Origin of the sequence: Gottfriedia sp. NPDC057948 (assembly GCF_042887255.1) — a bacterium.
Taxonomy (GTDB): Bacteria; Bacillota; Bacilli; order Bacillales; family Bacillaceae_G; genus Gottfriedia.
Genome location: NZ_JBHVPN010000015.1, coordinates 1 through 25,334 on the forward strand (window position 1 = coordinate 1; position 25,334 = coordinate 25,334).

Below are 25,334 nucleotides of genomic sequence, written 5' to 3' on the forward strand. Positions count from 1 at the left end.
TACCAAAAAACAGACTAATTGGACAACTATAACAAAATGCCACGAAAAATTCGTGGCATTTACTTGACGAAGTCTTTTTTCAACAGCGTGAAAAAGCAGCTAGAAAATCTAGCTGCTTTTTCATTACTCGGCCAATAATAAAGACCCTTTATTTTGTAATAAATACATATTATAGTACAATCCTTGTTTTGCAAGAAGCTGTTGATGGTTGCCTTCTTCTACGATTTTTCCTTTGTGCAGTACATAGATGCAATCAACATCTTGAATTGTTGATAAACGATGAGCAATGATAACAGTAGTTCTACCTTTTCTCATCTCTGTTAAAGCTTCTTGAATTGCTTCTTCTGTTTCACTATCAATATTTGCAGTTGCTTCATCTAATATAAGAATAGTAGGTTTAGCTGCGATTGTTCTTGCAAACGTGATTAATTGGCGCTGTCCACTTGATAAAGTTGAACCTCTTTCAACAACTGCCTCATCATACCCGTTTGGTAATTTTTCAATAAATTCATTCGCTCTAACTAATTCGGATGCTTCTTTAATTTCTCTATCAGTTATATTGCTATTATACATTGAGATATTTCCTTTTATATCACCAACAAATAAGTATGGATCTTGTAAAACTAATCCGATATTAGAACGTAATTCACTTTCTTCAAATGTTGATAGTTTTTGATCATCAATCTGAATTTCCCCGTCTTTCACATCGTAAAAACGTAATAATAGATTCATAATTGTAGACTTACCACTTCCTGTATGACCAACAAAGGCAACTGATTGACCAGGTTTAACTGAGAATGAAATATCATGAATGACATTGTGTACTCCGTCATATGCGAATGATACATTTTTAAAATCAATACTTCCTTCTTTTACTTTTGGTAAGTCAGTTCCAACTTTAGTAGGAGCTTTTTGCTCTTCATCCATTAAGTCAAATACTCTAGATGATGATACGACAGCTTGCTGTAATAAAGATAATTTCATCATCATTTGCGTAATCGGTTCAAAAAATCTTTCTAAATAACTTACAAATGCATAAACTGTACCAATCTCAACTGGATTACTAAAAGAAGTAATGCCAAAGAAGCTAAGAACAAACATTATACCAATTGTATAAATTAAATCTGTTGCCGGTCTTAAAAACAGAGAATCTAATCGTATTGTTTTTACACCTGCATTATAGTGAGACTTATTTACACCCTCAAATTCATTTTGTAATCTTTTTTGTTGGTTAAATGCTTGTATGATTGACATACCTTGTAAGTGCTCGTTTAATTTAGCATTTAAATTACTTAACTGTCCTCTAGTTTCCATAAAAAATGGAAAACTCTTTTTACGATACGCAAGTATAATAAAATAAACAATTACAACTAACCCTACACAAATCGTTGCTAATTTAGCGTCTAATGAGTACATCGCAATAATGATTCCAACTAAAAAGACAATTTGTTGGATAAACGTTGCCAGAACACTAACGTAAAAATCTTTTATAGCTTCTGTATCATTCGTAATTCTTGATACGATACTTCCGATCGGCGTTTTATCAAAAAATGAAAAAGCTAATGAATGTACATGCTCATAAACTTTCATTCTTATATCTTGAACAACTTTAAAAGCAATTTGTTGAAACAATAAAAGCTGTAAATATGATAAAACAATTTTACCGATTGTTATTGCAACATATATAGAAAATAACATTACGATTGTATCTTTTGGAAAATACCTTTTCATTAAATGATCATCTAGAAATCTTTTAACTAAAATTGGACCATACATTTCACATGCTGTTGCAAGGAATAAGAAAATAAATGCAAAAGTCAGTAAAACTTTATATTTTTTTAGAAATGAAAGAAGTCGTATTAAATCTTTTTTCTGCCTTTTAGCATCGATTTCAATCTCTTGATTCATATTATCTCCCTCCTTGCTCTACTAGTTCTTCTAGTTGTTGTCTTTCAAACATTTCTTTGTACCAACCATCAATTTGAACTAAATCTTCATGTTTACCTCTTTGTATAATTCTCCCTTCATCTAAAACGATGATGAAATCACTATGCATGACAGCACTCATACGATGAGAAGTAATAAATGTTGTTTTCCCACTTCTCTCATCCTTTAACGAGTGTAATATTTTTTCCTCTGTTTTTGCATCCACTGCGGATAAACAGTCGTCTAATATTAAAATATTAGGATTTTTAATTAAAGATCTAGCGATTGAAATTCTTTGTTTCTGTCCACCAGATAATGATACTCCTCTTTCTCCTACAATCGTGTCGTAGCCTAATGGGAATTCTAAAATATCAGCATGAATATTAGCAATCTCGGCAGCTTTATGTACTGTTTCGATTGAAGAATCAATTTGGCTAAACGCAATATTTTCCTTAACAGATGATGAAAATAAGAAATGTTCTTGTGGTACATAACCGATATGTGATCTAAGAGATAATAAAGTTGTATCTTTAATATCTAAATCGCCAACTGAAATACTCCCGTTAACTACTTCATATTCTCTCAATAAAAGTTTTAAAAGAGTTGTTTTTCCTTGACCAGTTTTACCAACTATTCCAATAGTTTGACCTTCTTGAACATTAAAATAAATATCCTTTAATTCAAAATTTGATTCTTTATTAAACTTAAATGAATTAATTGAATAAGTAATTTCACCCATCGGAATTTTTTCTAATGCATTTTTCTTATTTTTAATTTCAGGTTCAACACTTAATAAAGAACGGATTCGATCATAAGAAGCGCGACCTCTTTCGACAATATTGAATAACCACCCAATAGCAAGCATTGGCCAAATTAATATACCTAAATAAGTAACAAATGTAATTAATTGGCCTACAGTTATATCATCTGCAATAACTAATCTAGAACCATAAACAACCGCAATAATATAGCAAATCGAAACAACTAACATGATTGTCGGATCAAAAAGTGCATCAATTCTAGCAACTCTCATATTGTATTTCACTACTAAATCTGCTTGATTTTTAAAAGCGGTTATATCTTCTTTTGTTTGCCCTAAACTTCTGATAACCTTTAAACCACTCATACTTTCTTGAACTTTATTATTTAATTCTGAAAATGATTCTTGCGCTAAATGAAAACGTTGATGTAATAATTTACCATAGTATTGAGTCAAAATGGCCATAACTGGTAATGGCAATAGACTAATAAGCGTTAACTTCCAGCTTATTGAAACTGCCATCATTATTAGTACCGATCCACCTAAAATAATAGAATCAACAAAAGTTAAGATCCCAGCCCCAGCCGTCTCGCGTACTGCTTGAACATCGTTTGTTGCGTGAGCCATTAAATCTCCTATTCTATTTTTTTGATAAAACGATGGAGACATTTTTGAAAAATGATTGTATAAATCATCTCTAAGCTGTCTGGCTAACTTTAAAGAAGAACCAAATATTAATCTCCTCCACCAATATCGAAATGCATAAAGAAGTAATCCATTAATAAAAATTAAACCTACCCAAAAAAGTAAGTTTTTACTATTAAGTGAGTTTTTCACCATTTCATCAATTACATAACCAATAACCTTCGGAGGTAGTAGCTCTAAAATTGCAACGATTACTAAAAGAGATATTCCCCATACATAGCTTCTTTTTTCTTGTTTAAAAAACCAAAACAAATCTTTAAAAACTGACATTTCTTCACCCCCGCAATACTATCAAACTTTATTTTACAATATTTAGAAAACTCAAAACATAGTGTTCATTATAACATAAAAATTAAATATTTTTTAATAATCTGCTTATTTAGAATGGTTGTTAATGTTCGGTAATGCTAAAGACATGCGTCACGATAAAGATGTGCTATATTGACAAAAAATTGAAATAACATGGCCAAAAAATTACTTCTTTATATAGTAAACTTTTAATACGGAGGTGAATTATGGAAAATAAAAACGAAAAAGAAACCTATTTTACGAACAAGCCCACAGGTACTTTACCAAAACGTCCTAAAGAAAATAGTTTATTACTTAACTTGAATAAGAAAATAAAGGTTGAAATTGATAAAATAAAAAAACGAATTAATGGCTGTTCTCTCTAGGTATCTAATTATGTTAATTTAACACAAAAAAACCACTTTCCATTGTTTCAATATCCAATAGAAAGTGATTTAGTTTGTGATCACCCTTACCCGCTCATCCTAGGCACAGGTAAGCTATCCTGAACAGTCAATCTACCCTATTTCCAAACTTCAATCATCGCATCGGCATTCGCTTTTAAATTATTATACGCTTTTGCTGAAACCCTTTTCGAAGCATTTTCATTATCTAAAAATCCTTTAAAATCATTAATATGTTTAACAACCTTATCCGCAGAACCTTTCTTTTCAAATTGTTCTACTGAATTCTTGAAATCTTTCTTTTAGATAAAGCTAATAATTTACTAATAATAGACTTCATTGATAGTTTTCTAGATGGGCTAATATTGATCAAGTATAATAAAATATTTAATAATTTATTAATCATTCTAATCTTTTAATAATGCGCATTTTAACAAATATTGGAACTATCATAAACTTTTTTATAGACTTTCTTCTTTGTGTAACTTGTTAAATAGTTAGAACCGACGTCTCATACAATTATATTTCTAAATATTTGTCAACTGTTTGTGGATTTTGGCATGTTCTGCATAAAAATATTTGTTCTAAAAAAATTACCGAAGTACTAAATGATTAAAGTATTTTATTTCTTATCAAGTAATGAATTGCCGTGTTGCATTAAAAATTTTAAGATAATCAAAATCTTCTAAATTAAAATGAAGAAAAAGATAAAAAAACACCAACTTTTCACGAAAGTCGATGTTTTAAATTTTTTATTTTCTTCTCTAATATAGGACAAACTTCTTTTAGTGAACATAAAAATTTCCCTCTAAAACATAAAAACCACTTTTCCTGTTGGTTAATTCCAACAGAATAAGTGGTTTCAGATTAGTAAAATGATTCATGATTTAAATAATTACAAATTCTTGATAAAGGATTCACTATAAAGAGCTGTTTCCTGAAAGAATATGTTCAATATTTATTTCAAAACAAGCTATAAAGCCTTATATTTTAAAAGGATTTATTATTTTGTTTGGTTGTTCATAGCCTTCATCATTTGGTTAATTTTCTTTTGTGAAGGTTTTTGTCCCATTTGAGCCATCATTACTTTTAACATTTGTTCATTAATTGGTGGATTTTTCTTTAGGTAGTTCATTGTATATTGACGAGCTATGAAAAATCCAATCGCTACACCTGCAATTAATGCTAAGATGCCGACTAGAAAGTATACCCACATTTTATTGCTTCCTCCTTAAAATCATCTAGAAACAATTTTACTAAAACTAACCAGTTTATACAAGAGCAAACTGCAATTTAATCGTTTAAATATACTTTTGATAGGCGATAGGTCTTAGCCAGCCAAATCGCTGATCCTTCACATCAATTGCAATGAATGTTGAACGAAATTTTCTTAATAGCTCAAAGAATATTGTTTCTGCCTCTAATGATCCTTCTGCATATAAAATTAGTTCGTGAGGATAAAGTTTTAGCTGAGCTTTTGCACCATCAACAAGTTCGAGAAGATACTCTCCAGTTTCCTCATAAAAGTAGATCTGTTGAGAATCAAATTTGCGAATAAATGTATGTAGCTCGAATAATGGTATTGGTTCTGTTATATATTCTAATTGTTTTTCGATTATATTCCTTAGTTCAATAGATGAGTAATAATACTCATATACTAGTTGATATATTTTATGCTCTTTCCCATAAAATTCTATAGACAGTGGTTCTCGAATTAAAAAAATTTTATATTCCCTCATATCTTGTCCACTCCCAACAACTATCTGTAAGGAAGATTATATAAAATTCCATTCAAAATATTTGTCATTTTTAAGGAGTGAAAATCAACTAGTTTTGTCGAAAAATCTTTAATAAAGTATTATATTGAAAAAGGTTTAGGAAATAGGAAAAGAATTTAAAATTCTTTCCCTATCTTTACCTTTTACTGTAATACTTTTTTTGCTGCTGACACGACATGATCAACAGTAAATCCAAATTTCTCCATTAATAAATTACCTGGAGCAGATGCACCAAATGTATCGATTGAGATAACTGCACCATCCAAACCTACATATTTATGCCAGCCGAATGAAGAGCCCATTTCTACTGCTACTCGATTCGTAACTTCTCTTGGTAATACTGATTGTTTATACTCATCAGATTGCTTTTCAAATAAGTCCATTGAAGGCATTGAAACAACCGATGCAGAAATTCCTTCTGCCGCTAGTTTTTCTTGTGCTCCAACTGCTAATTGTACTTCACTACCTGCTGCAATTAATAAAACATCAATTTTATCTTGTTTCGCAGGAGATATAACGTAAGCACCTTTAGAAACTTTATTATGAATATCAGTAGTAGTCCCCTCTAAAGTTGGTAAATCTTGACGAGACAATACCAACATTGTAGGTGCGTCTTTAGCTTCTACTGCCACTTTCCATGCTGCAGAGCTTTCATTTCCGTCAGCTGGACGAATTACATTCAGATTAGGCATTGATCTGAATGCTGCTAGTTGCTCAACTGGTTCATGAGTAGGTCCGTCTTCACCAACTGCGATACTATCATGTGTAAACACATAAGTAACTGGTAAATTCATTAAAGCTGCTAAGCGAATTGCTGGTTTTAAGTAATCAGAGAAAACAAAGAATGTCGCGCCAAACGCATGAACGCCACCATGTAGAGCCATACCATTTAAAGCAGCACCCATTGCAAATTCACGTACACCGAACCAAATATTACGTCCATCATAGCTTTCTCTTGTAAAGTCACCTTTACCATTCATATACGTTTTGTTAGATCCAGCTAAGTCAGCAGATCCACCAAAGAAACTAGGTAATACGTTTGCAATAGCGTTTATTGCTTCACCTGAAGATGAACGAGTCGCAATTTTTTTACCTACTTCATATTTAGGTAATGCTGTTTCTAAATCTACAGTAATATTACCTTCAATCGCATTCTTCAATTGAGCTGCTAATTCAGGATACTTTTCTTCATATTTTGCAAATGTAGCATCCCATTCTGCTTCTTTCTTTGTACCAGCTTCAACGATTACTTTATTAAAATGTGCATACACTTCTTCTGGAACGTGGAATGCATTTTCAAACCCCCAAGCATACGCTTGTTTCGTTAAAATCGTTTCCTCTTTTCCTAATGGCTCTCCGTGAGATTTTGATTTACCAGATTTATTCGGAGAACCGTAACCGATTGTTGTTTTCACTTCGATTAAAGTTGGTTTTGATAATTCTTCTTGAGCTTTTTGAATCGCTGCAGTAATTTCATCTAAGTTATTACCATCTTCTACTCGGATCACTTGCCATCCATAAGCTTTAAAGCGGTCTTCTACACTTTCAGAGAATGAACGATTTAATTCTCCGTCTAATGAAATATCATTTGAATCATAAAGTACTACTAAGCGCCCTAATTGTAAATGTCCCGCTAATGAAGCTGCCTCTGCAGAAACACCTTCCATTAAATCTCCATCACCACAAATTGAGTATGTAAAGTGGTCAACTACATTTAAATCTTCTTTATTATATGTACCTGCTAAATGACGCTCTGCTAAAGCCATCCCAACAGCCATTGCAATACCTTGTCCTAATGGACCTGTTGTAGCTTCAACACCATGTGTATGTCCAAATTCAGGATGTCCTGGAGTGTTGCTACCCCATTGACGGAAGTTTTTAATATCTTCAATTGACACTTCGTAGCCTGATAAATGTAACATGCTATATAGTAACATTGAACCATGGCCTGCTGATAACACAAATCGGTCTCTGTTAAACCATTTTGAATTTTTGGGGTTATGATTCATAAATTTTGCAAACAATGCATATGCCATCGGTGCAGCACCCATTGGCATTCCTGGGTGACCAGAATTAGATTTTTCGATTGCATCAATTGATAATGTACGAATCGTATTAATTGCTAATTGTTCAATATTATTAGACATAAATTTCGCTCCTTTAGCTTATTCATAGATATTATCATATAATTTACCATGATTTATTACAATAACTAACACTAAGTTTTGACATTTTTAACAAATTCTTTCCAAGAAATAGAAAAAAGCAGAATATTCTTCTGCTTTTTCTGTTATTTTTAACAAAATATGAAATTTTATATTGTAAAATTTTTTTTAATGTAAGTTTTTTTTACGCTTTGCTTTTTCATATTTTAACTTTGCTGGTGTAATATCATTCCCTTTTTCATCAACAATTTTAATTGAAGTTAATTCATCGACCATACGGGAACGGAAGTCTGATAAATATTCTTTTCTTAATTGATCTTGTTCAATTTTCTCTTCAGGACTTAACCCTACTTCTTTTGACTTTTTTGATAATTCATTTATTCTATCTAAAGATTTTTTAGTAACCATTCGTAACCTCTCCTTTATTTGTATCTATCTATTCATTGTTAGTTCCTTCACTTTGATAATCAGACGAATAATTATATGTTCTTTCTTTGCGAAAAAGTCTGACGTCGAACTGTTTTACCATTGGTGTAAAGAGCATCGCGCTTTGCAGGTGTGCAACGAAGAAAGGCGATCGTTAGTCAGAGTCTGATATTCTATTCAATGTATCTCATCTTACAATAAATTGCATTAGCTTTCAATATTGGAGATTTCTTTCATATGTTCATTATACCTTCTATTGACAGTTGCCTTTGAAACGTTATATCCAAATCCTTTTAAGGTTGCAGCTATTTCTTCAAATGTTAGATCGTTTTGACGTAATCTTACAATTTCGGAAATCGGTAATTCTAACTTATCTCTACCACCGGCGTTTAAACTACCTTCTAAGTTTTTTTGAGGCTTATACCCGTTTTCAACTGCCTTTTTCATCCCTCTTTTTATTTTCATATTATGAATTTTCCGTTGATATTCCTCTACAATACTTAAAATTTCTAAAACCATTTCATCACTTTCACTTAATTGAAATTGTCCATTTTGAGAAGAAGTAAATAATCTTATTCCTTCCCTTTTTAAAAAATGCAATAAAGCAATCCTTGCATGACCTCTTCCTAATCTTGTTTCATCTTGAATTAACAAAGCATCAACTTGATGCTCTTTTATAATTTGGAATAGCTGGAATAGCCCTTCTCTTTCTACTTCATATCCACTAGCCTGTTCGCCTATTGTTTCTAGAATACACATTCCCATCCGCTCACCTAATTCGGTTAGTTCACTTATTTGTCTATGTAATGATGTTTCTTGAGAATCCTTTGCTGTACTTACTCTCGCGTAAATTATTGCATTCATTTACTGTTCCCTCCATACGAACACGAAAACTACTTTAATAAAAAATAGAACTAACGTTTGTATATCATATCCTATCATGATATAATGAAAAAAATAAAGAGGAACGTATTATCTACTTTATAGGCAAGGGGGAAATTCGAATGAACAAACTATCGAAAAGGCAAGCAGAAATTTTAGCTTATATTAAAGACGAAGTAAAAATTAAAGGTTATCCACCTTCAGTTCGAGAGATTGCGGAGGCTGTTGGTTTAGCTTCAAGCTCTACAGTACATGGTCATTTAGAGAGACTAGAACAAAAAGGCTATATTCGAAGAGACCCTACGAAACCGCGTGCAATCGAGATTCTTGGCGATACAGCAACGGTTGTAAATGAAGTACAAGCATCATACAATGAAATCTATAACGATATTATTAACATTCCAGTTATCGGTAAAGTAACTGCAGGTATTCCAATTACTGCAGTCGAAAATGTAGAAGAATATTTCCCTTTACCGACATCTGTCGCTCCATCTAACGAACAAGTTTTTATGCTTCGCGTAGAAGGAGATAGTATGATCAATGCGGGTATTTTGAATGGAGATCTTGTAATCGTTAAAAAACAATTTACTGCTGAAAATGGCGAAATTGTTGTTGCCATGACCGAAGATAGTGAAGCTACTGTAAAGCGCTTTTATAAAGAAAGCGACCATTTTAGACTTCAACCTGAAAATGATGCCCTGTTTCCTATTTTATTAAAACAAGTATCAATTTTAGGGAAAGTAATAGGAGTTTATCGTACATATCATTAAAACCTTTTAAGAGCAATGACATCTTTATGTGATTGCTTTTTGTTTTTAACAAGCAAAGTCATAACACAATAAACCAAACTAACTTATTATTTAGGGAGTTTTTCTAGTGAGTAAACTTGAGTGGAGAAACCATGCACACCGGAAGCTATGATGACGAGCCAAGAACTTTTAAACTAATGGAAGAATTCTGTATGGAGAATAATCTACAAAGAGTTCAAAAAACACATAAAGAGATTTATATTTCTGATGCAAGAAAAACTCAACCTGAAAAATTGAAAACTGTTTTAAGATTTCAAGTGCAAGAACTATAACAAATTAAAAGAGCTTGGAAATTCCAAGCTCTAGTCTTACTATTAGTTAACTGGAACAGATCACTTTTAAATAAATTACTTTATTATTCACTATAACTCTCAAAATTCTTCTCTAAATCATCTCTAAACGCAATTGCCAAATAATTATCAATTATATTTCTAGTAATAGGTGATTGAAATACTTGACTTTTATATGCGCCACCATCATATTCAATTATATCAATCTTATTTTCAACCTGTTCATTTTGCACTTCATCAAAATATTTAATACTAACTACTACCCCAGCGTCATCAATCGTAATTAATAACTCTCTTTGATTTAATAAGACCTCAATAACACCATCTTTATCAATCATAATATCAAACTCACCATTCGAAACTTCAATTTCTTTTTTTAAAGACTCCTTTAAATCAATAAAATATGATTCGAATTTCTCACACATCTTACTGTATGCCATATTTTCTGTAACAGTTTCTTTATATATTGCTTTTGTTTTTAAGATGAATTCCCTTTTAAAATCCATATTTCCACTCCTTATAGTGATATAATTGGAGCATTTATATATTATTACTATTCATCAAGTACTGAAAAATAGAATAACAGGAAGAATGTATTTAAAATTTTTTTATACTAATTAGCCTAAAGTAACAAATCGATCATTCCATCAGGACTTTTTACACACTTTTTTTCGTAATTATTGAGAATAATAGTAAACTTTTTCGATAGGATTATTTCGAACTAAATTTGAGAAACTGTAGAGAGTAAATTTATATAGAATTGAAGATGGGTTTTTGGAAGTGGCTAATGATAATTGGGGTAATAAAAATATTTTTATTCCTCTTCAAAAAATAAATGACCAAAAATATCGTTTAATCTATTAATTTAACAATAATAATTTCAGGATCTCCTTCATCCAAATTATCGATAAATCCACTTTCAATATATCCTAGAGATTGAAATACGTTTTGCATTTGGCTATTTGATTTGTTGGTAGAGGAAAATAATTTCTTTTTTGATAAAACTTCAGCATATTTCATGAGATTTTTTGCGATACCAAGCCTCCTCGTTTTTGGTGAAACAATTATTAAATCAATAAATAAATGGCCAAAGAAAAATTTATGATAAATCATAAAACCTACTATCCTCTTATTCATTTCACAAACAATGCATCGATTTTCTTCAATTGATATTTTAATTTGATTTTCCCTAATTCGACTTTCAATAATTTGAGAATCTAGAATTACGATTGATTCACAATCATTCATTTCCGCATTTCTAATTTCCACTTTCGTTCTCCTTTTCTTAAATGGTTATTGTTAACTTTTCTATAAAATTCTTTCAAATCCTCTTATATAGTAGGTTAATATTAAATAACCTGTATAAAAAATCATACAGGTCATTTTTAAATATTAATATTTAATTGCCTTATAGATTTGTTGGATTGAAAAGTTTGCCCCATGTTTTTACTCCAACAATTCCATCAACTACTAAATCATTTTTTCTTTGAAACTCTTTAACCGCTATTTCGGTTAAAATCCCGAAAATCCCATCCACTTTGACGCCTATTTTTTCTTGAATTTTCTTTACTTGCACTCCCCTTGATCCTTTTTTTAAGATTCCCTTATAAGGATGTAATTCAATTTCAATAATCCTTTTATATAATCCATTTTTAATATTTGCATTATTAACCGAGATTAGTACATCTGCATAATTTGGAGCTACTGCCCATCCTGCAGCAGCAATCGCATTAAATTGCTCATTAGCAGTTTTGTATGTTCTAACTTTACTGTACCTCGGATTATTTAAAATAAAATCAACATAGCCCTGAACTGGATCATTATATTTTATATAATACCCTCCTTCACTTTTAGGTCTAGCTGTTCCTCTGCTACTAAGAGGTAAGCCTGGATACCATGTTTGCCCTGCGATATTGTTATTTTTCTTAAAATTTTTAGACGTAAAATGTGCTGTTTCTACTTGCCATTGAGTATAAATTACTTCGGGTAACCAGCCAATTTTCTTTGAAACATCTTGAGCATATTGAAAATATTTTATTGTATTAGACACTATAGACTAATCCTCTCCTTAAAGTGCTTGTCCTATAGATTATTCAGTTGCCCTAATCTTGGTACTAAGGAAATAGTAGAAAAGTAATGGAAACTTACTATTTTTTCTATCTAAATTTCATATTTCTATTACTACTCTTGTATTTAACAACTATTAAACTTTCTTCATAATATGGTTAAAAACTGGAGCTGATAAAATGACTAATTGGATCTACATTTCTACATCAAACCGCCAACTAAAACTTTTCGATGGCAACAATCTGCTTAAAACTTACCCAATCGGTGTTGGAAAAATGCTTACACCTACTCCTACAGGAACCTATACAATTATAAATAAAGATCCAAATCCTGGTGGACCTTTTGGTGTACTATGGATGGGACTATCTGCTCCACATTACGGAATTCATGGAACTGATAATCCATCAACTATTGGTCACTTTGTTTCACATGGTTGTATTCGAATGTATAATAAGGATGTTCTTGAGTTATCCTCAATGGTTCCAATTGGTACAGGTGTTGTTATTCATCAATAAACAGCAAAGAGTTGTTCGATCATTCAAAAAAACACCTAAACTACAAGAGCTGTAAACCTTGTAGATTTAGGTGTTTAATAGTTTTGTTTATAAACCTAGTCTCGAGAACTGCCTTATTCTTTAATTGTTAGGACTAAATACAATCTTTTGATTCCCTTCATAAATAATAGCTATCTTTGCTGGAATCGTCTCATTTCGGTAATTGAAATTTTTTATCCGAAAAATTAACTATAACTTTTACATTTTTAACGAATTCAGTTGATTGAACAGTCAGATCTTTTGTAAGGATTTTATTATTTGTCATTTCTTTTTGTACTGCTTTTTCATGAAATGGTAACCATATTTTTAAATATGATGTTATTATCTTTTTATTATTCTCCCACTCTTTTGAATCAAGATGATACAAGGTAGGAACATTATATAGCAATTCATAGAGCATCCGATTTTTTATTTCATCATGTATTTTTAATTTGGGGGATTTTTATAAAAAAATGGACAGACGCAAACTAAGAAACATCTTATTCCAAGTCTTCTCACCGCCCCCCACCAACTACTAACTCATTTTTTAAAATTACTTTGGCAGCAGTTAATTAGTAGAAGAATATATCACACAAATATAATAAACCATTCCGCTGCTTCTGGAATGGTTCTTTTCTGTTTAACATATAAAAGTTAGGAGGTTTCATATGTTAATTAACTTGATTACTTTTTAAATATATCAAGTTAAAGAACCTAGGTATGAATCTTAAATGAATTATGCTATCTCAAATAAGGACTCACACTACATCTATTAATATAGTAATGTTTTCATTGGATATCTGTTTAATTACACTAATATCCATTTTTAAAAAAGATATTTCAATACTACTGAAAAAAATAAATAATTAAATTCCTTAATATATATAACTTACGATGCACCATGCCTACAAATTTATTTTTAGATCCTTTTTTAATTAGCTTACCTGGATAAGGGACTACATCGTAAATAGTAAGATTATTTTTTTCAATCGTACTAATCAATTTTTCTGCATAATTAGGATCTGTTGCATCACCTGCATTTTCAATTATTTGGGCTGCTACTTTAAAATAAATAATTAGGAGGTCAGTTACTTGCATCCTTTTTTAATACTTACACTTTCACTCCTTTGTGTAATGAGTTGTTTAGTCATTGCTATTTACTTTTTTTTAAAACACATAAAAAAATATCTAAATAGATAATTTCAAGAATAAAAGGGCCTGTTTTTATCATTCCCTTTGTACTTATTTAAATATTTTAATCCAAGTCTTCTCGCCAACTACTCCATCAACAACTAAACCTTCCTTCTCTTGAAACGATTTTACTGCTGCTAATGTTTTTTCTCCAAAGATATTATCTACTGCAAGGCAATGGGTTTCGGAAAATGAATTAAATATTTCAATTCTACACAAATGATAAAAGGACCATCTCAGCATCATTCTGGAAAGATCCTTTTTACTTGGAGTTTTAATGAATCATATTAAAAAGCACTGCAACAACACACTAATAATAACATTTATTAAAACATACTGTTTTAAATTGAAACAATGAGTTTCAAATAAGGAATCATGCTACCGCTATTATTATAGTAACGTTTAAATTGGACAATATATCCAATTAAATTACAAGTCGGAGGTATTACATGAAAAAATTATTTAAACAAGCTACTGTTTCTGTAATAACAACAGCAATTTTAGGATCTATCATTCCAATGAAATCTCATGCAGAGGAATTTTCTAAGGTAAATCTAGAAAACACTATTAATCAAGTAAACACTCAAACTAGTTTACCCGCACCTCCGATTGTCCAAGGTAGAGCAGTAAATGATATGTACCCTCAAATGCCAATGCCAACTGTAGAAGCATTTTCTAATGAAAACGGTACTGGAACAGGGTATTTAAATGTTTCTTGGAAGCCCGTAACAGGTGTAACAAAATACCAGGTAATCTTATTTAATGGATCGATACATAGTTACTGGGATGTTCCAGCAGATAAAACATCATGGACAACAAAAGGTAAAGGAATGTTTCCTACTGCTGAACAAATTGATGCCGACCAGGTAAATTTTAAACGTGACGGTAGTGGCGAGGAATTTTCTATTGATCCAACATACTTATATGAAAAAGCGTTTGAAGTTAATAGTGGCGGATTAAATTATGCTCAATCAATAGAATACTATGTTAGAGTAACTGCTGTTTTTGAAGATGGTTCAAGTCCCATTTCATATGCATCTACAACTGCAATTCCTGTAGAAGATCTAACTAAAATTTTAACTTACGAAGAACTAGATAATCTTAAAGATTATGAAGACGCAGCAAAAGCAATTAAACAAATTCCTGATGAAGTGGTGTCACAAGGTACAGATGAAATTATTAATTGGTTTAAACTAAATATTGATAACAGAAATATACTAGAAGATTTAAATAACCCTGAGATTGTTAATAATCCCATAATTATTAATGAAGACAGTGAATATACTATACAGCCGTACGGAGTACTTGGTTGCATATCAGCTGTAACTGTAGCACTTATAGGTCTCGCATGGGCTCCCAGCAAAATACTAAAGGTAAAAAGCGCGATTAAAGCTTTAGGAGGAACTAGTAAATTTGTTAAAACAGCAATTAATTACTACAAAAATTATAGAAAACTAGGATATACAAAAACGTACGCTTGGGAGAGAGCAGTAAAAGGTGCTTCAGCTACAACAGCTCCTGAATTAAAAAGTGCATTGCTTCAATTTTTTGGTATAACTGCTATAGTATCAGCATGTGTGGAGTAACTATGAAAAATATTATTAAGTTAATTAATAAATTCTCCTTTTTTATTGTGTTACTAATGTTATTAACTATGACCATTACTAATTTGATAATTGAACATAATAATTTTCTTACAGATTTAGTTAATGTAGGTGGGCTGATAGTAATAACTACAGTAATTTTAATTACGAATGATAAAAAGAGCTAATATTTTCTTAAAGTTGTAAACCCTCTTAATTTCTTAAGAGGGTTTTTCTTTACTTTAAAAACTTACTCCAAGTCTTCTCGTCACCAACTAAATTATTCTTCTTCTGAAATTCTTTAACTGTTGCTAAAGTTTTTTCTCCATAGATATTATCTACTTTAAGTGCTTGGGTTTTGGAAAATGAATTGAAAATTGAATGGTTCCATCTATTATTTTCACATCATGTTTTAACTGATGACGGGTTAAAATTGATTTTACAATTGCTAGACCTAAGCCTGTACCTGTAAAATGTTTATTTCGGGAAGCCTCCATAACATAAAAAGGTTCCCAGATTTGCTTAATTTGAGTAGAATTTTTAAGATTTGTTTCATTATTAATCATGAATACAATTTCCTCATTCTCCTCATAAATCTTAATATTTATTCCCGGATTTTTTGTATATTTAATTGCATTACTAATTAAATTATTAAATACTTTTTCAATTTGGTCACGATCTACTTCAATATTTAGTTGATTCGTACTAATATAATCTTTTATTAAAATGATATTATTTTGATTCAATTCGATTTCAAAGTTCTCCAAACTAGTTTCAAAAAGCTGAATTAAGTCAAATTTTTCTATATGTAATATTTCACGTTCAATTCTTGATAACTCTAATAATTTATCGATTAATCGGTTTATTTGATCAGTTTGTTTAATAATCGTATCAACATAAGTTCCATCATCTATTCCATCTTTTATGCCTGCAGAATAAGCTTTGATTAAAGCCAATGGAGTCTTAAGTTCATGAGATATATCTGAAATGAATGTTTTTAATTTTGCATTCCGTTGATTTAAATCATCATGGGCAATCCTCAATTTGTCACTCATTTCGTTTATACTTTTAGCAAGTTCTTCGATTTCATCATTTGTTGAAATTTTTGCCTTTTTAAAATCCAATTGAGCGATTTCTTTAGAAATATCTTTTAATTCTTTTAATGGATTTGTTATTTTTTTTGACCAAATCCAAACCATTAAAATCAGCATTAAAATCAAGAAAACCATAATATAAATGGTGAACTTATTAACGATATGAACAGCATCACTTAAATATACAATAGAAACACCGACTACAATGAATACATTATCCTTTTGAATAAAATCGACTAAAAAACTAGATTTCAACTTACCTTGATCATAGATTTTACTAATTCTTTTACCACTTTCAACTTGGTTTAGTGTTTGTTCTGTAACCCAAAATTTATTTAAGGTTACTCTTTTTTGATATAACTTATCTCTTAATATTCCATTAAACTGGTCTAAATTAGTTTGAATTGGTTCATAAGCGATTGTTACATTATTTTTTTGTTCCAAATGATTAATTGACTGTTTAAACTCAAGGCTAGGCATCTTGTTTATCGCAGTTGAAAGGTCATGTACTCTATTTCTCATCTGAAATAAGTAATATTTAGGTAATAAAAACGAATTAATAATAAGATAAAAAATAAAAACAAAAAGAATACATACGGTAATTGTGATCGATATTTTTCTTCCTAATCGATTCATTTTTCTTTTATAAGACTGTATCCTAAACCTCGATGTGTTTGAATAAGGTCTTCTCCTATTTTTTCTCTTAATCTTCTTATATGGGTATCCACCGTTCGATCATCCCCATCGTAATCAATACCCCATACATTCACTAATAAATCCTCACGTGATAAAATATTTCCGCGATTACGTACAAAACAGTTTAGTAAATCAATTTCCTTTTTCGTTAAATTTAAATTTTCCTCGTTTTTAAATGCGATTTTACCTTTAAAATCTACTTTTAAATTACCAATTACAATATGATGCTCTTCTTTTAGTAATTTTTTAGCTCTAGTAATTAAGATACCCGGATGGAATGGCTTTCGTACATAATCGTCAGCCCCTAGTTTTAGTGCTTGCAATTCGTCCTCATCTTCACTTTTAGCTGTCAGCATTAATACTTTTGTTTCACCATTTTTCTTTAATTCTTTACAAACATTAATTCCACTATTAAAAGGCATCATCCAATCTAAAATAGCTAAATCAATTTTTTCGCTATAAAAGATTTCGATAGCCTGTTCTCCGTCTTCCGCTAAGAAAACGTTGTATCCTTCCTTTTTGAAATATGCCTCTAAGATTTTTAACATATCTTTTTCATCATCAGCGATTAAAATATTGATTTTTAATTCCTCCGTTCATTAGCTTATTTTGTCACGTTCATGTAACAAAAGGAGCTTAAACTGTTTTCTAGGGGGAGTGATAATATGAGGATTATTGAAATTTTAGTCAGTACTCTATTTATTTTATTTACAATTTTAATTGTATCAATTCATTCATAAAGGCAGGTTATAGATATGAAATATACCATATTTCGAAAGGTAGTTAGAAGATTAATAGTTTTTACGTTGATATTATTAATTTTCACTATTAGTTTATATAGTTATTCAAAAAGTATTGAACCAAAAATGTTAGATGTAAATCAAATAAAAATCTCATCAACTTCCGTTTCAAAACAGATGGAAGGAATGAAAATTGTTCAATTTAGTGATAGCCATCTAGGTGCTCATTATACATTAAAGCAATTAACTAATGTTGTCGAACAAATTAATAAACAAAATCCTGATATAATTGTGTTTACTGGTGATTTAATTGATAATAGCGCTTTATACAATAAATTAGATCAAATCCCTGCTGTGCTTAAACGATTAAAAGCAAAGTATGGTAAATATGCTATATACGGAAATCATGACGTAGGTGGTGCAGGGAAGAAAATCTCATCATCGGTTTTTATAAAATCTGGTTTTACCGTTTTAGAAAATGAACAGAAAGAAATCGTCTTAAAAGATCATAGTAAACTAAATATTATTGGTTTGGATGACTATCTTTTAGGAAGACCAAATCCGGCTGAAGCATTTAAAAATATACAAAAAAACGCCTTTAATCTCTTACTAGTCCATGAACCTGATGTGGCAGAACGACTTAAAGAGTATCCCATAGACTTACAACTCTCTGGCCATAGTCATGGTGGACAAGTTAAACTTCCATTTCACGAAGCAATTTATACTCCGCCATTAGCAACTATTTATACTGAAGGGTTATATAAAATAAATCATCATATAAAACCTATGAACTTATACGTTAATCGGGGTATAGGAACAACAAGGCTTCCGTTTCGATTTTTTAGTGTACCAGAAATTTCAGTTTTTACTTTAACGAAAAAATGATAAAACCCGCAAGGAAATATGAATTCCTTGCGGGTACATAAAAATTATCCTTTATCACCAAGTTCACAAAATTTTCGTAAAGTAAAAGAATCATGTTGCAATGAACATTTTAGGACATTGGACTAAAATCCTTCCAGATTGTTACTGATAATAGTTCATGGGTAATGTCTTTACGAAACCATGTTTCATTCCATTCAACCTGACTTCTTTCAAACCTGGTTCTTTCTTCATATTCTTCTTTACTTCTATATTTAATAAATAAATTGATGTAATAATATTGCTCATCTTCTCTTTGCATAAAATTCATTTCAATATTTGAGGCCTCTGAATGAAATTTTGGATGTGCTGACTTTCTTAATCTTGATTTAAAATCCTCTAAAAACTTCTTTTCAAACTTATATTCAAATAAGACTGTTATCATTCCTTCAACCCATTTCTATTTTTTGTTGTTGTCTATTAGCTAAACACTATTATAAGTTTTCAATTTCTTATTTATTCTTATAGACATCTTATACTTATTAGATTTAATTTGAGAGGATAATATAAAAAAATAGAATTTTCTATAAGAGGTGCTTATGGTAGAAACAAAATCACTGAACTCATCTGAAAATATAACTAGTCTGATCTGGAAATTATCGATTGGTTCTACATTAGCATGGGAAATCTTGACCTTAAATTAATTGTCTAACTCAGTGTAGCCGATTCAAAATTTAAAAATCCCTAATTAAAAAAGCTTCTTCAAAATGAAGAAACCTTTACTTAATGTCCAATATTTTCGTTTATAAAAGGGAGTATATGAAGCCAAACAAAAAGGAGTTACTTCAGGACGTCCTAAAAAACCTGATGAAAATGTAAAACGAGCGATCGTTATGTATGAAAGTAAAAAATATACACTTGAAGATATTAAAAGAGAGACTGGGATTAGTAAATCTACTCTATATCATTATTTAGAAAATTAAATATGACCTTTTAATTAAGGATTTTAGTTTTTGGTCATCCTTATTTGTTTGAGTTAGTTCATAAAAATCCTAAATTTGATAAAATGACTATTACGATTACAGTAAATACAAAAGCAAGTATCACTGTTTTAAACCTACTCTTTTTTCTTACATTTTCAACATAATAAAAATCATCATTTCCCATCAGCGCTCCCAAAACTAGATAGACTAGAAGTGATACTGGCAAAAATAAGAATACCAATCTTACAAGAATTGATGGGATTAATAAAGCTTCTGCAATTCCTCCACATACACCTAAAAATACATAATCTGTATTCGATTTATATAACCTATTTCTATTCATTTTATCTTCCTCTTTTTGTTTGTGAGTCTATCGGTCCACGTTGAACTTATTTATCAATTTCTTCACATTCTCATTTGGACTCCAGCAATTAAACTTATAGGTCGTCATTGTTTCAAAACCCAATCTACTACAATAATATTTCATCCCTTTTACTTGTTTCTTTGTTATAAAATGCTGGCAGGTTGCGCAGCAATGAAAATCTTTCATAATACCTCCTAAGATGAAAGCAAAACTTTAACTTAATTACATTCGCCAACAGAATTAAAGTTCCTTTTTTAAAATGAGCATAAAAATCACATTTCCTTTTTGTATTTAAACATTTTAGTTTCTTTTCAATTTTTACGGTTATTTTCTTTATAATCACAGAAAATAGAAGAGCATAGTAATTAATGGAAAAGGAGATTTACCGATGAAGCTTTGGATTACTTCTATTTTCTCTATATTAGTAGCTCTATCTACTACCTGCTCTTCAGTACTTGCTGAGCCTAATCATAAGCTTGCTATAGTGATTGATGATTTTGGTAATAACATGAAAGGAACGGACCAAATGCTTTCACTACCAATCCCATTAACAGTTGCAGTGATGCCTTTTTTACCTACTACTAAAAAGGATGCAACTGTCGCTCACTCTAAAGGCTATGAAGTAATAGTTCATTTACCAATGGAACCAAGAAAAGGGAAAGCAAGTTGGTTAGGTCCAAATCCGATTAAGACCAACTTAAGTGATGACGAAATTCGAAAAAGAGTTCTAGCCGCAATTGATGACGTCCCATATGCAATAGGAATAAATAATCATATGGGTTCAAAGGCAACTTCCGATGAGAGAGTAATGCGCATTGTCCTAACTGCGTGTAAAGAAAGGGGCCTATTTTTTTTCGATAGTAAAACGAATTATCGGAGCGTAGTTACTAAAATTGCAGATGAGATAGGCGTGCCGGTCATTGAAAACAAGTTATTTTTCGATGATTTATACACCTATAAGCATATAGAAAAACAAACTCGATTATTATTAGAAAAAGTAAAAGTCGAACCAACTATGATTGCGATTGGACATGTAGGAGAACCAGGCGAAATTACCTCAAATGTAATAAAGGAATACATACCTAAAATTAAAGAAGAAGCTAAATTTGTATTTTTATCAGAATTAGTAGAAAACCTACCCATCCCATTACATTAAAAACTTACTGCGATAAACAAAAAATTAGGAACCGCTATTTTGCGATTCCTATATTTTTTGATCTATGTTGTTCTTTAAAATAATCTTCAACCTCATTTATATTATTAACGACCAATATTTTATCATTGAAATCTTTATACTTTTTAAAAAATGTTGGTCTCCCCACCTCTTCAAAATACTTATTCCATTTAAACATTTTGAAGAATATTTTAAGTGTCGGTTTATAATTTGACTTCTCTAATTTAAGTTTTTGTAAGAAATATCTTTTAATGATTCGGTAGGTTCTAACAGAATAGCTCGTATCTAAAAAAATAATCAACTCTGCATTTTGAAAACTATTGCTAACCCATTCTTCATTATGAACACCTTCAATTATCCATGTATTCGAACGAATGAGTGTATCTAAATAGCATTCTCTTTCTTGCTCGGAACGCCTGATATCTTCTTGACCCTTTTGCCTTTTCCATACAACATTATCTAACTCAAAATAAGGTAAATTTAGCTTTTTGGACATCTGCCTAGCTAATGTCGTCTTTCCACTCCCAACTGAACCAATGATATGTATTTTATTTGGTAGGCTATTTTCCACTTAAATCACCACTTATCTTAAAAAATTGATTCTATATTATTCGATTTAGTCCTTAAAATGACCTTGTTATTATTTAAATCTTTATGTAAAAAAAATAGGAGCTGTTCTAATCAGCTCCTATCAGACTGTTGACAAACGCTCGCTTTCTTCGTTGCTTCGCCTATCTGCGGTGCTCATTACCGTCTAAGGTAACTCCGCTCCTCACCAGGCTTCGCGCCTCGAAAGACAAGCGCTTGCAATCAGTCTGAAAGTCAAGTTTTTAATACTCTGTCTACACACTGATAGGAGCTGTTCTAATCAGCTCCTATTTTTATTTAATCGTTCTGCTATTAAATTTAATCATTACCAACTAGTTTAAGAAATAAGAAACATTATTTACGCCAAAAAGACGTATATTCTGCTTTATCTTGAATATTGAAGTCAATCATTTTCTCAAGTAATTCATAATTAACCTGGACTTTCCAAGGAATACGAAACAAACCTTTTGTAGCACTATAGCCAGCATTTGCAATTTCATCGGCAAATTGAACAATGCCTTTTTCTTCAGGTGATACACTCATATGTTGCTTCGCGGTCGAAATGCCAATGATGAATGTGCCATGATTGGAAAACATCGGCGTATTCCACTTAATTTGTGGCTCTAGGCTAGGAAATTTATTCGAAATCCAATTCAAAATTTCAGCCGTTCGCTCACGGTGGTCTGGATGATCAATACCTGCTAAATATTCTGCAAAAACTTCCATGTCCGTACCTCCTCAATCCAAAATTATGTAGATATGTAGGACTTTAATTTAAACTATATACATTTAAATCTAAACAGTCAAAGTCGCTTTAATGTTTAATCATAATTAAAAACTATTTCTCTACTTTTTTCATTAGAAAACCTTTTTTTTATTATGTTCTCATTAAAAAGTCATATTATCATTCATTGAAAAAAAAGTAATAATTCCTAAAACTAAAATGATAATTAAAATTGTCTGTATGCTTATTCCAACAATACTGCAAACCCTGCCGGAAATTGCTAGACCTTTCCCTTTTTCATTCGATTGATTAATTTCGGTAATACTTTTTCTAGAAATAAATAGACCAATTATACCAAGTATAAACCCAATATAAGGTATGATGATCGATAATACGCCTAAAGTTAATGAAGAAATAGATTTACTATTTGTTGTTCCCAATTCAATATCCCCCATGAATTTAAAATTAGATTTAATATAAATAATAAAAATTTTAATTCTAAAATAGTGTATAATTACCAATCTATTATTTATATTTTAATATTACACTACCAACTTATTTTTGTAATTTGGGGGATTTTTATGTTTTTTCCATCTTTAACTATATTCCTAATTCAATTATGCAAGTTCTAAAGGTAAATAAGCATATTCTCCGTCCCTAATAATCTCACACTTCTTAACTAAAATTGGATATTTAAAAATCGGTCCGTCTATCACGGTTGTATGAAACTCACCACTTTCTCCGCATGGATCAATACCTCGCGTTTTAATCTCCTTCACGTATTCGTGAGTTAACGTTCGTCCTAAATCTTCTTCCCGCATTCCTAACGTTAAGTTGACTGATACAACAATCGTTTGAAAACCTTTATTTATAAACTCATCGACAGCTTCACGATGATTCATTTCCCATAATGGCATACCAAGCTTTAATCCAACATTTTTTGTAACTTTATCATGCCAACAATCTTGAGTAGGCATATCAATGTCACCCGTTACTAATACATCTGCTCCTTGATTTTTTGCATTTTCTAATAGTTGTGTAAATACTTTTTCATATTCCTGCCAACTTGCCACCCCTGTATAAACAGGTAAACCGATTGATTCAGCTTGAGCGCGTATTATTTCGGGAGGCATTCCGTGGGATCTAGAACGATTCCCTTCTTCCTCTAGCATAACGATTAATCCAACCGCTTCCCCTATTTTCATAGCTTTATATAAAGCCAGTACACTATCTTTCCCTCCACTAAAAGAAGTTATAAATTTACGTCCAATAGCATTATTTTTCCAGTTTACAGTTTCTACCATTCAACTTACTCCCTTATCCTAATGAATTTTTCACTATATTTATATGAAGTACAATTTTTTAAAAAATTAATTTAATACTAATCTTAATACTCGACAAAATATTCAGCCTCCCTTGTTATTTATTCAACCAATTGTTACGAAAATAAGAAGACTGAAAAAAGTCGATCTTTTCATGGAATTAGCTAATTTATATCTAATAGAATCTAAATTAAACACCTCCTCATAGCTATAGTTAGCCAATAATTTTAATCTTTTTTAAAAGCTCCTAATTAAGCAAATAAAAAGATCTGCTACTGCAGACCACTAATAAGGGGACATGTAATTAAGATTACCTCCTAACATAATGAAGCATAGCAAGTTGACCTAATTTTTCTACTTTCGTTAAAGTGTATTTTTGGGTAATGTCATCACCCGTGTAAAGAGAGATTCCTTTCCCCAAAACGATTGGAGCGATCGCTAGTTGAAATTCATCAATTAAATTTTCTTTAAAAAATTCTCTAGCTAGGTTTCCTCCACCAACAAACCATATATCTTTACCAGGTTTTTGCTTTAAACCCTTTATAAAAGTTTTAATATCTTCATCTATAAAAGTAGCATATTCATCTGATCCGGTTGCAGATTTTGAAAACACGTAGTTTTTATATGTACTATAAGGATACTCCATATCAAATCCACGAACGACATCATATGTTGCTTTACCCATTACTACAGTGTCAATTCTTTCTAAAAGTGTATGATAGCCAGAGTCTCCTTCTACTTCTGTTGTTTCTAGCCATTCTAACGTTCCATCATTATTTGCTATATAACCATCAATAGACGTACCAATGTATAAGATAATTTTACGTTGTTTTTCCATATTAAATCTCCTATCATTATTTTTGATGTTTGTTTAGTTCATTACCTATTCATTAATCTAGTATAATTGAATGTAACAATAATATGCTTTTGAAATAGGGGGAATCGAAATGCCTTTATCTTCTTTTAATTTATATATTTGGA

General features: G+C 30.8%; 29 protein-coding genes and 3 pseudogenes. 8 read left to right on the forward strand and 24 right to left on the reverse strand.

The window, feature by feature from the left end; genetic code table 11:
• Positions 1–123: 123 nt before the first annotated feature.
• On the reverse strand, positions 124–1,908 hold the full coding sequence (locus tag ACFVRR_RS18365; protein ID WP_387331506.1) for an ABC transporter ATP-binding protein: 1,785 nt from the start codon (positions 1,906–1,908) through the stop codon (positions 124–126).
• Position 1,909: 1 nt separating this feature from the next.
• On the reverse strand, positions 1,910–3,661 hold the full coding sequence (locus tag ACFVRR_RS18370; RefSeq protein WP_387331508.1) for an ABC transporter transmembrane domain-containing protein: 1,752 nt from the start codon (positions 3,659–3,661) through the stop codon (positions 1,910–1,912).
• 245 nt (positions 3,662–3,906) lie between these two features.
• Between ACFVRR_RS18370 and ACFVRR_RS18375 the strand changes: the two genes are divergently transcribed.
• Positions 3,907–4,065: a hypothetical protein gene (locus ACFVRR_RS18375; RefSeq protein ID WP_387331510.1), complete on the forward strand. Its 159-nt coding sequence runs from the start codon at positions 3,907–3,909 to the stop codon at positions 4,063–4,065.
• A 137-nt stretch (positions 4,066–4,202) separates the two neighbouring features.
• Here ACFVRR_RS18375 and ACFVRR_RS18380 read toward each other — a convergent pair.
• The 6 genes and pseudogenes from ACFVRR_RS18380 to ACFVRR_RS18405 form a co-directional block, all read right to left on the reverse strand.
• A pseudogene (locus tag ACFVRR_RS18380) lies at positions 4,203–4,355 on the reverse strand (FIMAH domain-containing protein); the annotation flags it as partial.
• Positions 4,356–5,086: 731 nt separating this feature from the next.
• Positions 5,087–5,299 (reverse strand): YneF family protein, encoded by a 213-nt coding sequence (locus ACFVRR_RS18385; RefSeq protein WP_056476721.1) that lies wholly within the window; start codon positions 5,297–5,299, stop codon positions 5,087–5,089.
• Positions 5,300–5,384: 85 nt separating this feature from the next.
• Positions 5,385–5,822, reverse strand: a complete 438-nt coding sequence (sirA, locus tag ACFVRR_RS18390; protein WP_098860635.1) for a sporulation inhibitor of replication protein SirA — start codon at positions 5,820–5,822, stop codon at positions 5,385–5,387.
• Positions 5,823–6,004: 182 nt separating this feature from the next.
• Positions 6,005–8,008 carry a transketolase gene (gene tkt / locus ACFVRR_RS18395; protein WP_387331512.1) on the reverse strand — a complete coding sequence of 668 codons (2,004 nt, stop codon included), beginning with the start codon at positions 8,006–8,008 and terminating at the stop codon, positions 6,005–6,007.
• Positions 8,009–8,194: 186 nt separating this feature from the next.
• The gene (locus ACFVRR_RS18400) at positions 8,195–8,434 is read right to left on the reverse strand and encodes a DUF896 domain-containing protein (protein ID WP_387331514.1); all 240 of its coding nucleotides are present in this window, start codon (positions 8,432–8,434) and stop codon (positions 8,195–8,197) included.
• Positions 8,435–8,659: 225 nt separating this feature from the next.
• Positions 8,660–9,316, reverse strand: a complete 657-nt coding sequence (locus ACFVRR_RS18405) for a YneB family resolvase-like protein (RefSeq protein ID WP_387331516.1) — start codon at positions 9,314–9,316, stop codon at positions 8,660–8,662.
• A 140-nt stretch (positions 9,317–9,456) separates the two neighbouring features.
• On the opposite strand from ACFVRR_RS18405, the gene lexA reads away from it, so the two are divergent.
• Together lexA and ACFVRR_RS18415 are read left to right on the forward strand one after the other, a co-directional pair.
• A complete protein-coding gene (gene lexA / locus ACFVRR_RS18410) occupies positions 9,457–10,104 on the forward strand; it encodes a transcriptional repressor LexA (RefSeq protein ID WP_387331518.1) in 648 nt (215 codons plus the stop codon).
• 131 nt (positions 10,105–10,235) lie between these two features.
• The gene (locus tag ACFVRR_RS18415) at positions 10,236–10,415 is read left to right on the forward strand and encodes a GyrI-like domain-containing protein (RefSeq protein WP_387331520.1); all 180 of its coding nucleotides are present in this window, start codon (positions 10,236–10,238) and stop codon (positions 10,413–10,415) included.
• Between the two features lie 83 nt (positions 10,416–10,498).
• On the opposite strand, the gene ACFVRR_RS18420 is transcribed toward ACFVRR_RS18415, so the two are convergent.
• The 3 genes from ACFVRR_RS18420 to ACFVRR_RS18430 all read right to left on the reverse strand — a co-directional run bounded on the left by ACFVRR_RS18420 (position 10,499) and on the right by ACFVRR_RS18430 (position 12,483).
• Positions 10,499–10,939 (reverse strand): hypothetical protein, encoded by a 441-nt coding sequence (locus ACFVRR_RS18420; protein WP_387331522.1) that lies wholly within the window; start codon positions 10,937–10,939, stop codon positions 10,499–10,501.
• Positions 10,940–11,285: 346 nt separating this feature from the next.
• Positions 11,286–11,702 (reverse strand): GNAT family N-acetyltransferase, encoded by a 417-nt coding sequence (locus tag ACFVRR_RS18425; protein ID WP_387331524.1) that lies wholly within the window; start codon positions 11,700–11,702, stop codon positions 11,286–11,288.
• Between the two features lie 139 nt (positions 11,703–11,841).
• Positions 11,842–12,483, reverse strand: a complete 642-nt coding sequence (locus ACFVRR_RS18430) for a glucosaminidase domain-containing protein (protein WP_387331526.1) — start codon at positions 12,481–12,483, stop codon at positions 11,842–11,844.
• A gap of 196 nt (positions 12,484–12,679) precedes the next feature.
• On the opposite strand from ACFVRR_RS18430, the gene ACFVRR_RS18435 reads away from it, so the two are divergent.
• Positions 12,680–13,015: a L,D-transpeptidase gene (locus ACFVRR_RS18435; protein ID WP_098234807.1), complete on the forward strand. Its 336-nt coding sequence runs from the start codon at positions 12,680–12,682 to the stop codon at positions 13,013–13,015.
• Positions 13,016–13,205: 190 nt separating this feature from the next.
• Here ACFVRR_RS18435 and ACFVRR_RS18440 read toward each other — a convergent pair whose 3' ends face one another.
• The 3 genes and pseudogenes from ACFVRR_RS18440 to ACFVRR_RS18450 form a co-directional block, all read right to left on the reverse strand.
• Entirely contained in the window at positions 13,206–13,442 is a 237-nt protein-coding gene (locus ACFVRR_RS18440; RefSeq protein ID WP_387331529.1) for a glycoside hydrolase, read from the reverse strand.
• 545 nt (positions 13,443–13,987) lie between these two features.
• Positions 13,988–14,101 (reverse strand): annotated as a pseudogene (locus ACFVRR_RS18445) (hypothetical protein); the annotation flags it as partial.
• Positions 14,102–14,275: 174 nt separating this feature from the next.
• Positions 14,276–14,470: a peptidoglycan-binding domain-containing protein gene (locus tag ACFVRR_RS18450; protein WP_387331531.1), complete on the reverse strand. Its 195-nt coding sequence runs from the start codon at positions 14,468–14,470 to the stop codon at positions 14,276–14,278.
• A 203-nt stretch (positions 14,471–14,673) separates the two neighbouring features.
• Here ACFVRR_RS18450 and ACFVRR_RS18455 point away from each other — a divergent pair, with 203 nt between their 5' ends.
• Positions 14,674–15,810, forward strand: coding sequence for a hypothetical protein (locus ACFVRR_RS18455; protein ID WP_387331533.1), 1,137 nt, complete (start codon positions 14,674–14,676; stop codon positions 15,808–15,810).
• Positions 15,811–16,044: 234 nt separating this feature from the next.
• Here the strand turns inward: ACFVRR_RS18455 and ACFVRR_RS18460 are convergent, their stop codons facing one another.
• The 3 genes from ACFVRR_RS18460 to ACFVRR_RS18470 are packed head-to-tail and all read right to left on the reverse strand — an operon-like array spanning position 16,045 to position 18,178.
• A complete protein-coding gene (locus ACFVRR_RS18460) occupies positions 16,045–16,185 on the reverse strand; it encodes a peptidoglycan-binding domain-containing protein (protein ID WP_387331730.1) in 141 nt (46 codons plus the stop codon).
• Positions 16,146–17,537, reverse strand: a complete 1,392-nt coding sequence (locus tag ACFVRR_RS18465; RefSeq protein WP_387331535.1) for a sensor histidine kinase — start codon at positions 17,535–17,537, stop codon at positions 16,146–16,148. Before ACFVRR_RS18465 ends, ACFVRR_RS18460 begins: the two co-directional genes overlap by 40 nt.
• Positions 17,534–18,178, reverse strand: coding sequence for a response regulator transcription factor (locus ACFVRR_RS18470; protein ID WP_387331732.1), 645 nt, complete (start codon positions 18,176–18,178; stop codon positions 17,534–17,536). Before ACFVRR_RS18470 ends, ACFVRR_RS18465 begins: the two co-directional genes overlap by 4 nt.
• A 174-nt stretch (positions 18,179–18,352) precedes the next feature.
• Between ACFVRR_RS18470 and ACFVRR_RS18475 the strand changes: the two genes are divergently transcribed.
• Positions 18,353–19,222 carry a metallophosphoesterase gene (locus ACFVRR_RS18475; RefSeq protein ID WP_387331537.1) on the forward strand — a complete coding sequence of 290 codons (870 nt, stop codon included), beginning with the start codon at positions 18,353–18,355 and terminating at the stop codon, positions 19,220–19,222.
• A 109-nt stretch (positions 19,223–19,331) separates the two neighbouring features.
• Here the strand turns inward: ACFVRR_RS18475 and ACFVRR_RS18480 are convergent, their stop codons facing one another.
• Positions 19,332–19,643: a hypothetical protein gene (locus ACFVRR_RS18480; protein WP_387331539.1), complete on the reverse strand. Its 312-nt coding sequence runs from the start codon at positions 19,641–19,643 to the stop codon at positions 19,332–19,334.
• A gap of 364 nt (positions 19,644–20,007) precedes the next feature.
• On the opposite strand from ACFVRR_RS18480, the pseudogene ACFVRR_RS18485 reads away from it, so the two are divergent.
• Positions 20,008–20,181 (forward strand): annotated as a pseudogene (locus ACFVRR_RS18485) (helix-turn-helix domain-containing protein); the annotation flags it as partial.
• A 58-nt stretch (positions 20,182–20,239) separates the two neighbouring features.
• Here ACFVRR_RS18485 and ACFVRR_RS18490 read toward each other — a convergent pair.
• A complete protein-coding gene (locus ACFVRR_RS18490; RefSeq protein WP_097977912.1) occupies positions 20,240–20,524 on the reverse strand; it encodes a PspC domain-containing protein in 285 nt (94 codons plus the stop codon).
• Between the two features lie 409 nt (positions 20,525–20,933).
• Here ACFVRR_RS18490 and ACFVRR_RS18495 point away from each other — a divergent pair, with 409 nt between their 5' ends.
• Complete coding sequence (locus ACFVRR_RS18495) at positions 20,934–21,701, forward strand: divergent polysaccharide deacetylase family protein (RefSeq protein WP_387331541.1); 768 nt, start codon at positions 20,934–20,936, stop codon at positions 21,699–21,701.
• 34 nt (positions 21,702–21,735) lie between these two features.
• Here ACFVRR_RS18495 and ACFVRR_RS18500 read toward each other — a convergent pair whose 3' ends face one another.
• From ACFVRR_RS18500 to ACFVRR_RS18520, 5 genes are all read right to left on the reverse strand, one after another.
• Positions 21,736–22,290, reverse strand: coding sequence for an AAA family ATPase (locus ACFVRR_RS18500; RefSeq protein WP_387331543.1), 555 nt, complete (start codon positions 22,288–22,290; stop codon positions 21,736–21,738).
• Positions 22,291–22,661: 371 nt separating this feature from the next.
• Positions 22,662–23,033 carry an iron chaperone gene (locus tag ACFVRR_RS18505; protein ID WP_387331545.1) on the reverse strand — a complete coding sequence of 124 codons (372 nt, stop codon included), beginning with the start codon at positions 23,031–23,033 and terminating at the stop codon, positions 22,662–22,664.
• Positions 23,034–23,195: 162 nt separating this feature from the next.
• Positions 23,196–23,471, reverse strand: coding sequence for a DUF4190 domain-containing protein (locus ACFVRR_RS18510; protein ID WP_387331547.1), 276 nt, complete (start codon positions 23,469–23,471; stop codon positions 23,196–23,198).
• 177 nt (positions 23,472–23,648) lie between these two features.
• Entirely contained in the window at positions 23,649–24,335 is a 687-nt protein-coding gene (locus tag ACFVRR_RS18515; protein ID WP_387331549.1) for a Dph6-related ATP pyrophosphatase, read from the reverse strand.
• A 328-nt stretch (positions 24,336–24,663) separates the two neighbouring features.
• Complete coding sequence (locus ACFVRR_RS18520; protein ID WP_387331551.1) at positions 24,664–25,191, reverse strand: dihydrofolate reductase family protein; 528 nt, start codon at positions 25,189–25,191, stop codon at positions 24,664–24,666.
• Between the last annotated feature and the right edge of the window lie 143 nt (positions 25,192–25,334).

Coding starts and splice junctions, on each gene's coding strand:
- lexA (WP_387331518.1), top strand. CDS start 9,457: ATGAACAAACTATCGAAAAGGCAAGCAGAAATTTTAGCTTATATTAAA.
- ACFVRR_RS18450 (WP_387331531.1), bottom strand. CDS start 14,470: ATGATGCTGAGATGGTCCTTTTATCATTTGTGTAGAATTGAAATATTT.
- ACFVRR_RS18415 (WP_387331520.1), top strand. CDS start 10,236: ATGCACACCGGAAGCTATGATGACGAGCCAAGAACTTTTAAACTAATG.
- ACFVRR_RS18375 (WP_387331510.1), top strand. CDS start 3,907: ATGGAAAATAAAAACGAAAAAGAAACCTATTTTACGAACAAGCCCACA.
- ACFVRR_RS18490 (WP_097977912.1), bottom strand. CDS start 20,524: ATGAATAGAAATAGGTTATATAAATCGAATACAGATTATGTATTTTTA.
- ACFVRR_RS18405 (WP_387331516.1), bottom strand. CDS start 9,316: ATGAATGCAATAATTTACGCGAGAGTAAGTACAGCAAAGGATTCTCAA.
- ACFVRR_RS18455 (WP_387331533.1), top strand. CDS start 14,674: ATGAAAAAATTATTTAAACAAGCTACTGTTTCTGTAATAACAACAGCA.
- ACFVRR_RS18480 (WP_387331539.1), bottom strand. CDS start 19,643: ATGATAACAGTCTTATTTGAATATAAGTTTGAAAAGAAGTTTTTAGAG.
- ACFVRR_RS18385 (WP_056476721.1), bottom strand. CDS start 5,299: ATGTGGGTATACTTTCTAGTCGGCATCTTAGCATTAATTGCAGGTGTA.
- sirA (WP_098860635.1), bottom strand. CDS start 5,822: ATGAGGGAATATAAAATTTTTTTAATTCGAGAACCACTGTCTATAGAA.
- ACFVRR_RS18365 (WP_387331506.1), bottom strand. CDS start 1,908: ATGAATCAAGAGATTGAAATCGATGCTAAAAGGCAGAAAAAAGATTTA.
- ACFVRR_RS18370 (WP_387331508.1), bottom strand. CDS start 3,661: ATGTCAGTTTTTAAAGATTTGTTTTGGTTTTTTAAACAAGAAAAAAGA.
- ACFVRR_RS18465 (WP_387331535.1), bottom strand. CDS start 17,537: ATGAATCGATTAGGAAGAAAAATATCGATCACAATTACCGTATGTATT.
- ACFVRR_RS18495 (WP_387331541.1), top strand. CDS start 20,934: ATGAAGCTTTGGATTACTTCTATTTTCTCTATATTAGTAGCTCTATCT.
- ACFVRR_RS18520 (WP_387331551.1), bottom strand. CDS start 25,191: ATGGAAAAACAACGTAAAATTATCTTATACATTGGTACGTCTATTGAT.
- ACFVRR_RS18420 (WP_387331522.1), bottom strand. CDS start 10,939: ATGGATTTTAAAAGGGAATTCATCTTAAAAACAAAAGCAATATATAAA.
- ACFVRR_RS18400 (WP_387331514.1), bottom strand. CDS start 8,434: ATGGTTACTAAAAAATCTTTAGATAGAATAAATGAATTATCAAAAAAG.
- ACFVRR_RS18435 (WP_098234807.1), top strand. CDS start 12,680: ATGACTAATTGGATCTACATTTCTACATCAAACCGCCAACTAAAACTT.
- ACFVRR_RS18515 (WP_387331549.1), bottom strand. CDS start 24,335: ATGGTAGAAACTGTAAACTGGAAAAATAATGCTATTGGACGTAAATTT.
- ACFVRR_RS18505 (WP_387331545.1), bottom strand. CDS start 23,033: ATGGAAGTTTTTGCAGAATATTTAGCAGGTATTGATCATCCAGACCAC.
- ACFVRR_RS18475 (WP_387331537.1), top strand. CDS start 18,353: ATGAAATATACCATATTTCGAAAGGTAGTTAGAAGATTAATAGTTTTT.
- tkt (WP_387331512.1), bottom strand. CDS start 8,008: ATGTCTAATAATATTGAACAATTAGCAATTAATACGATTCGTACATTA.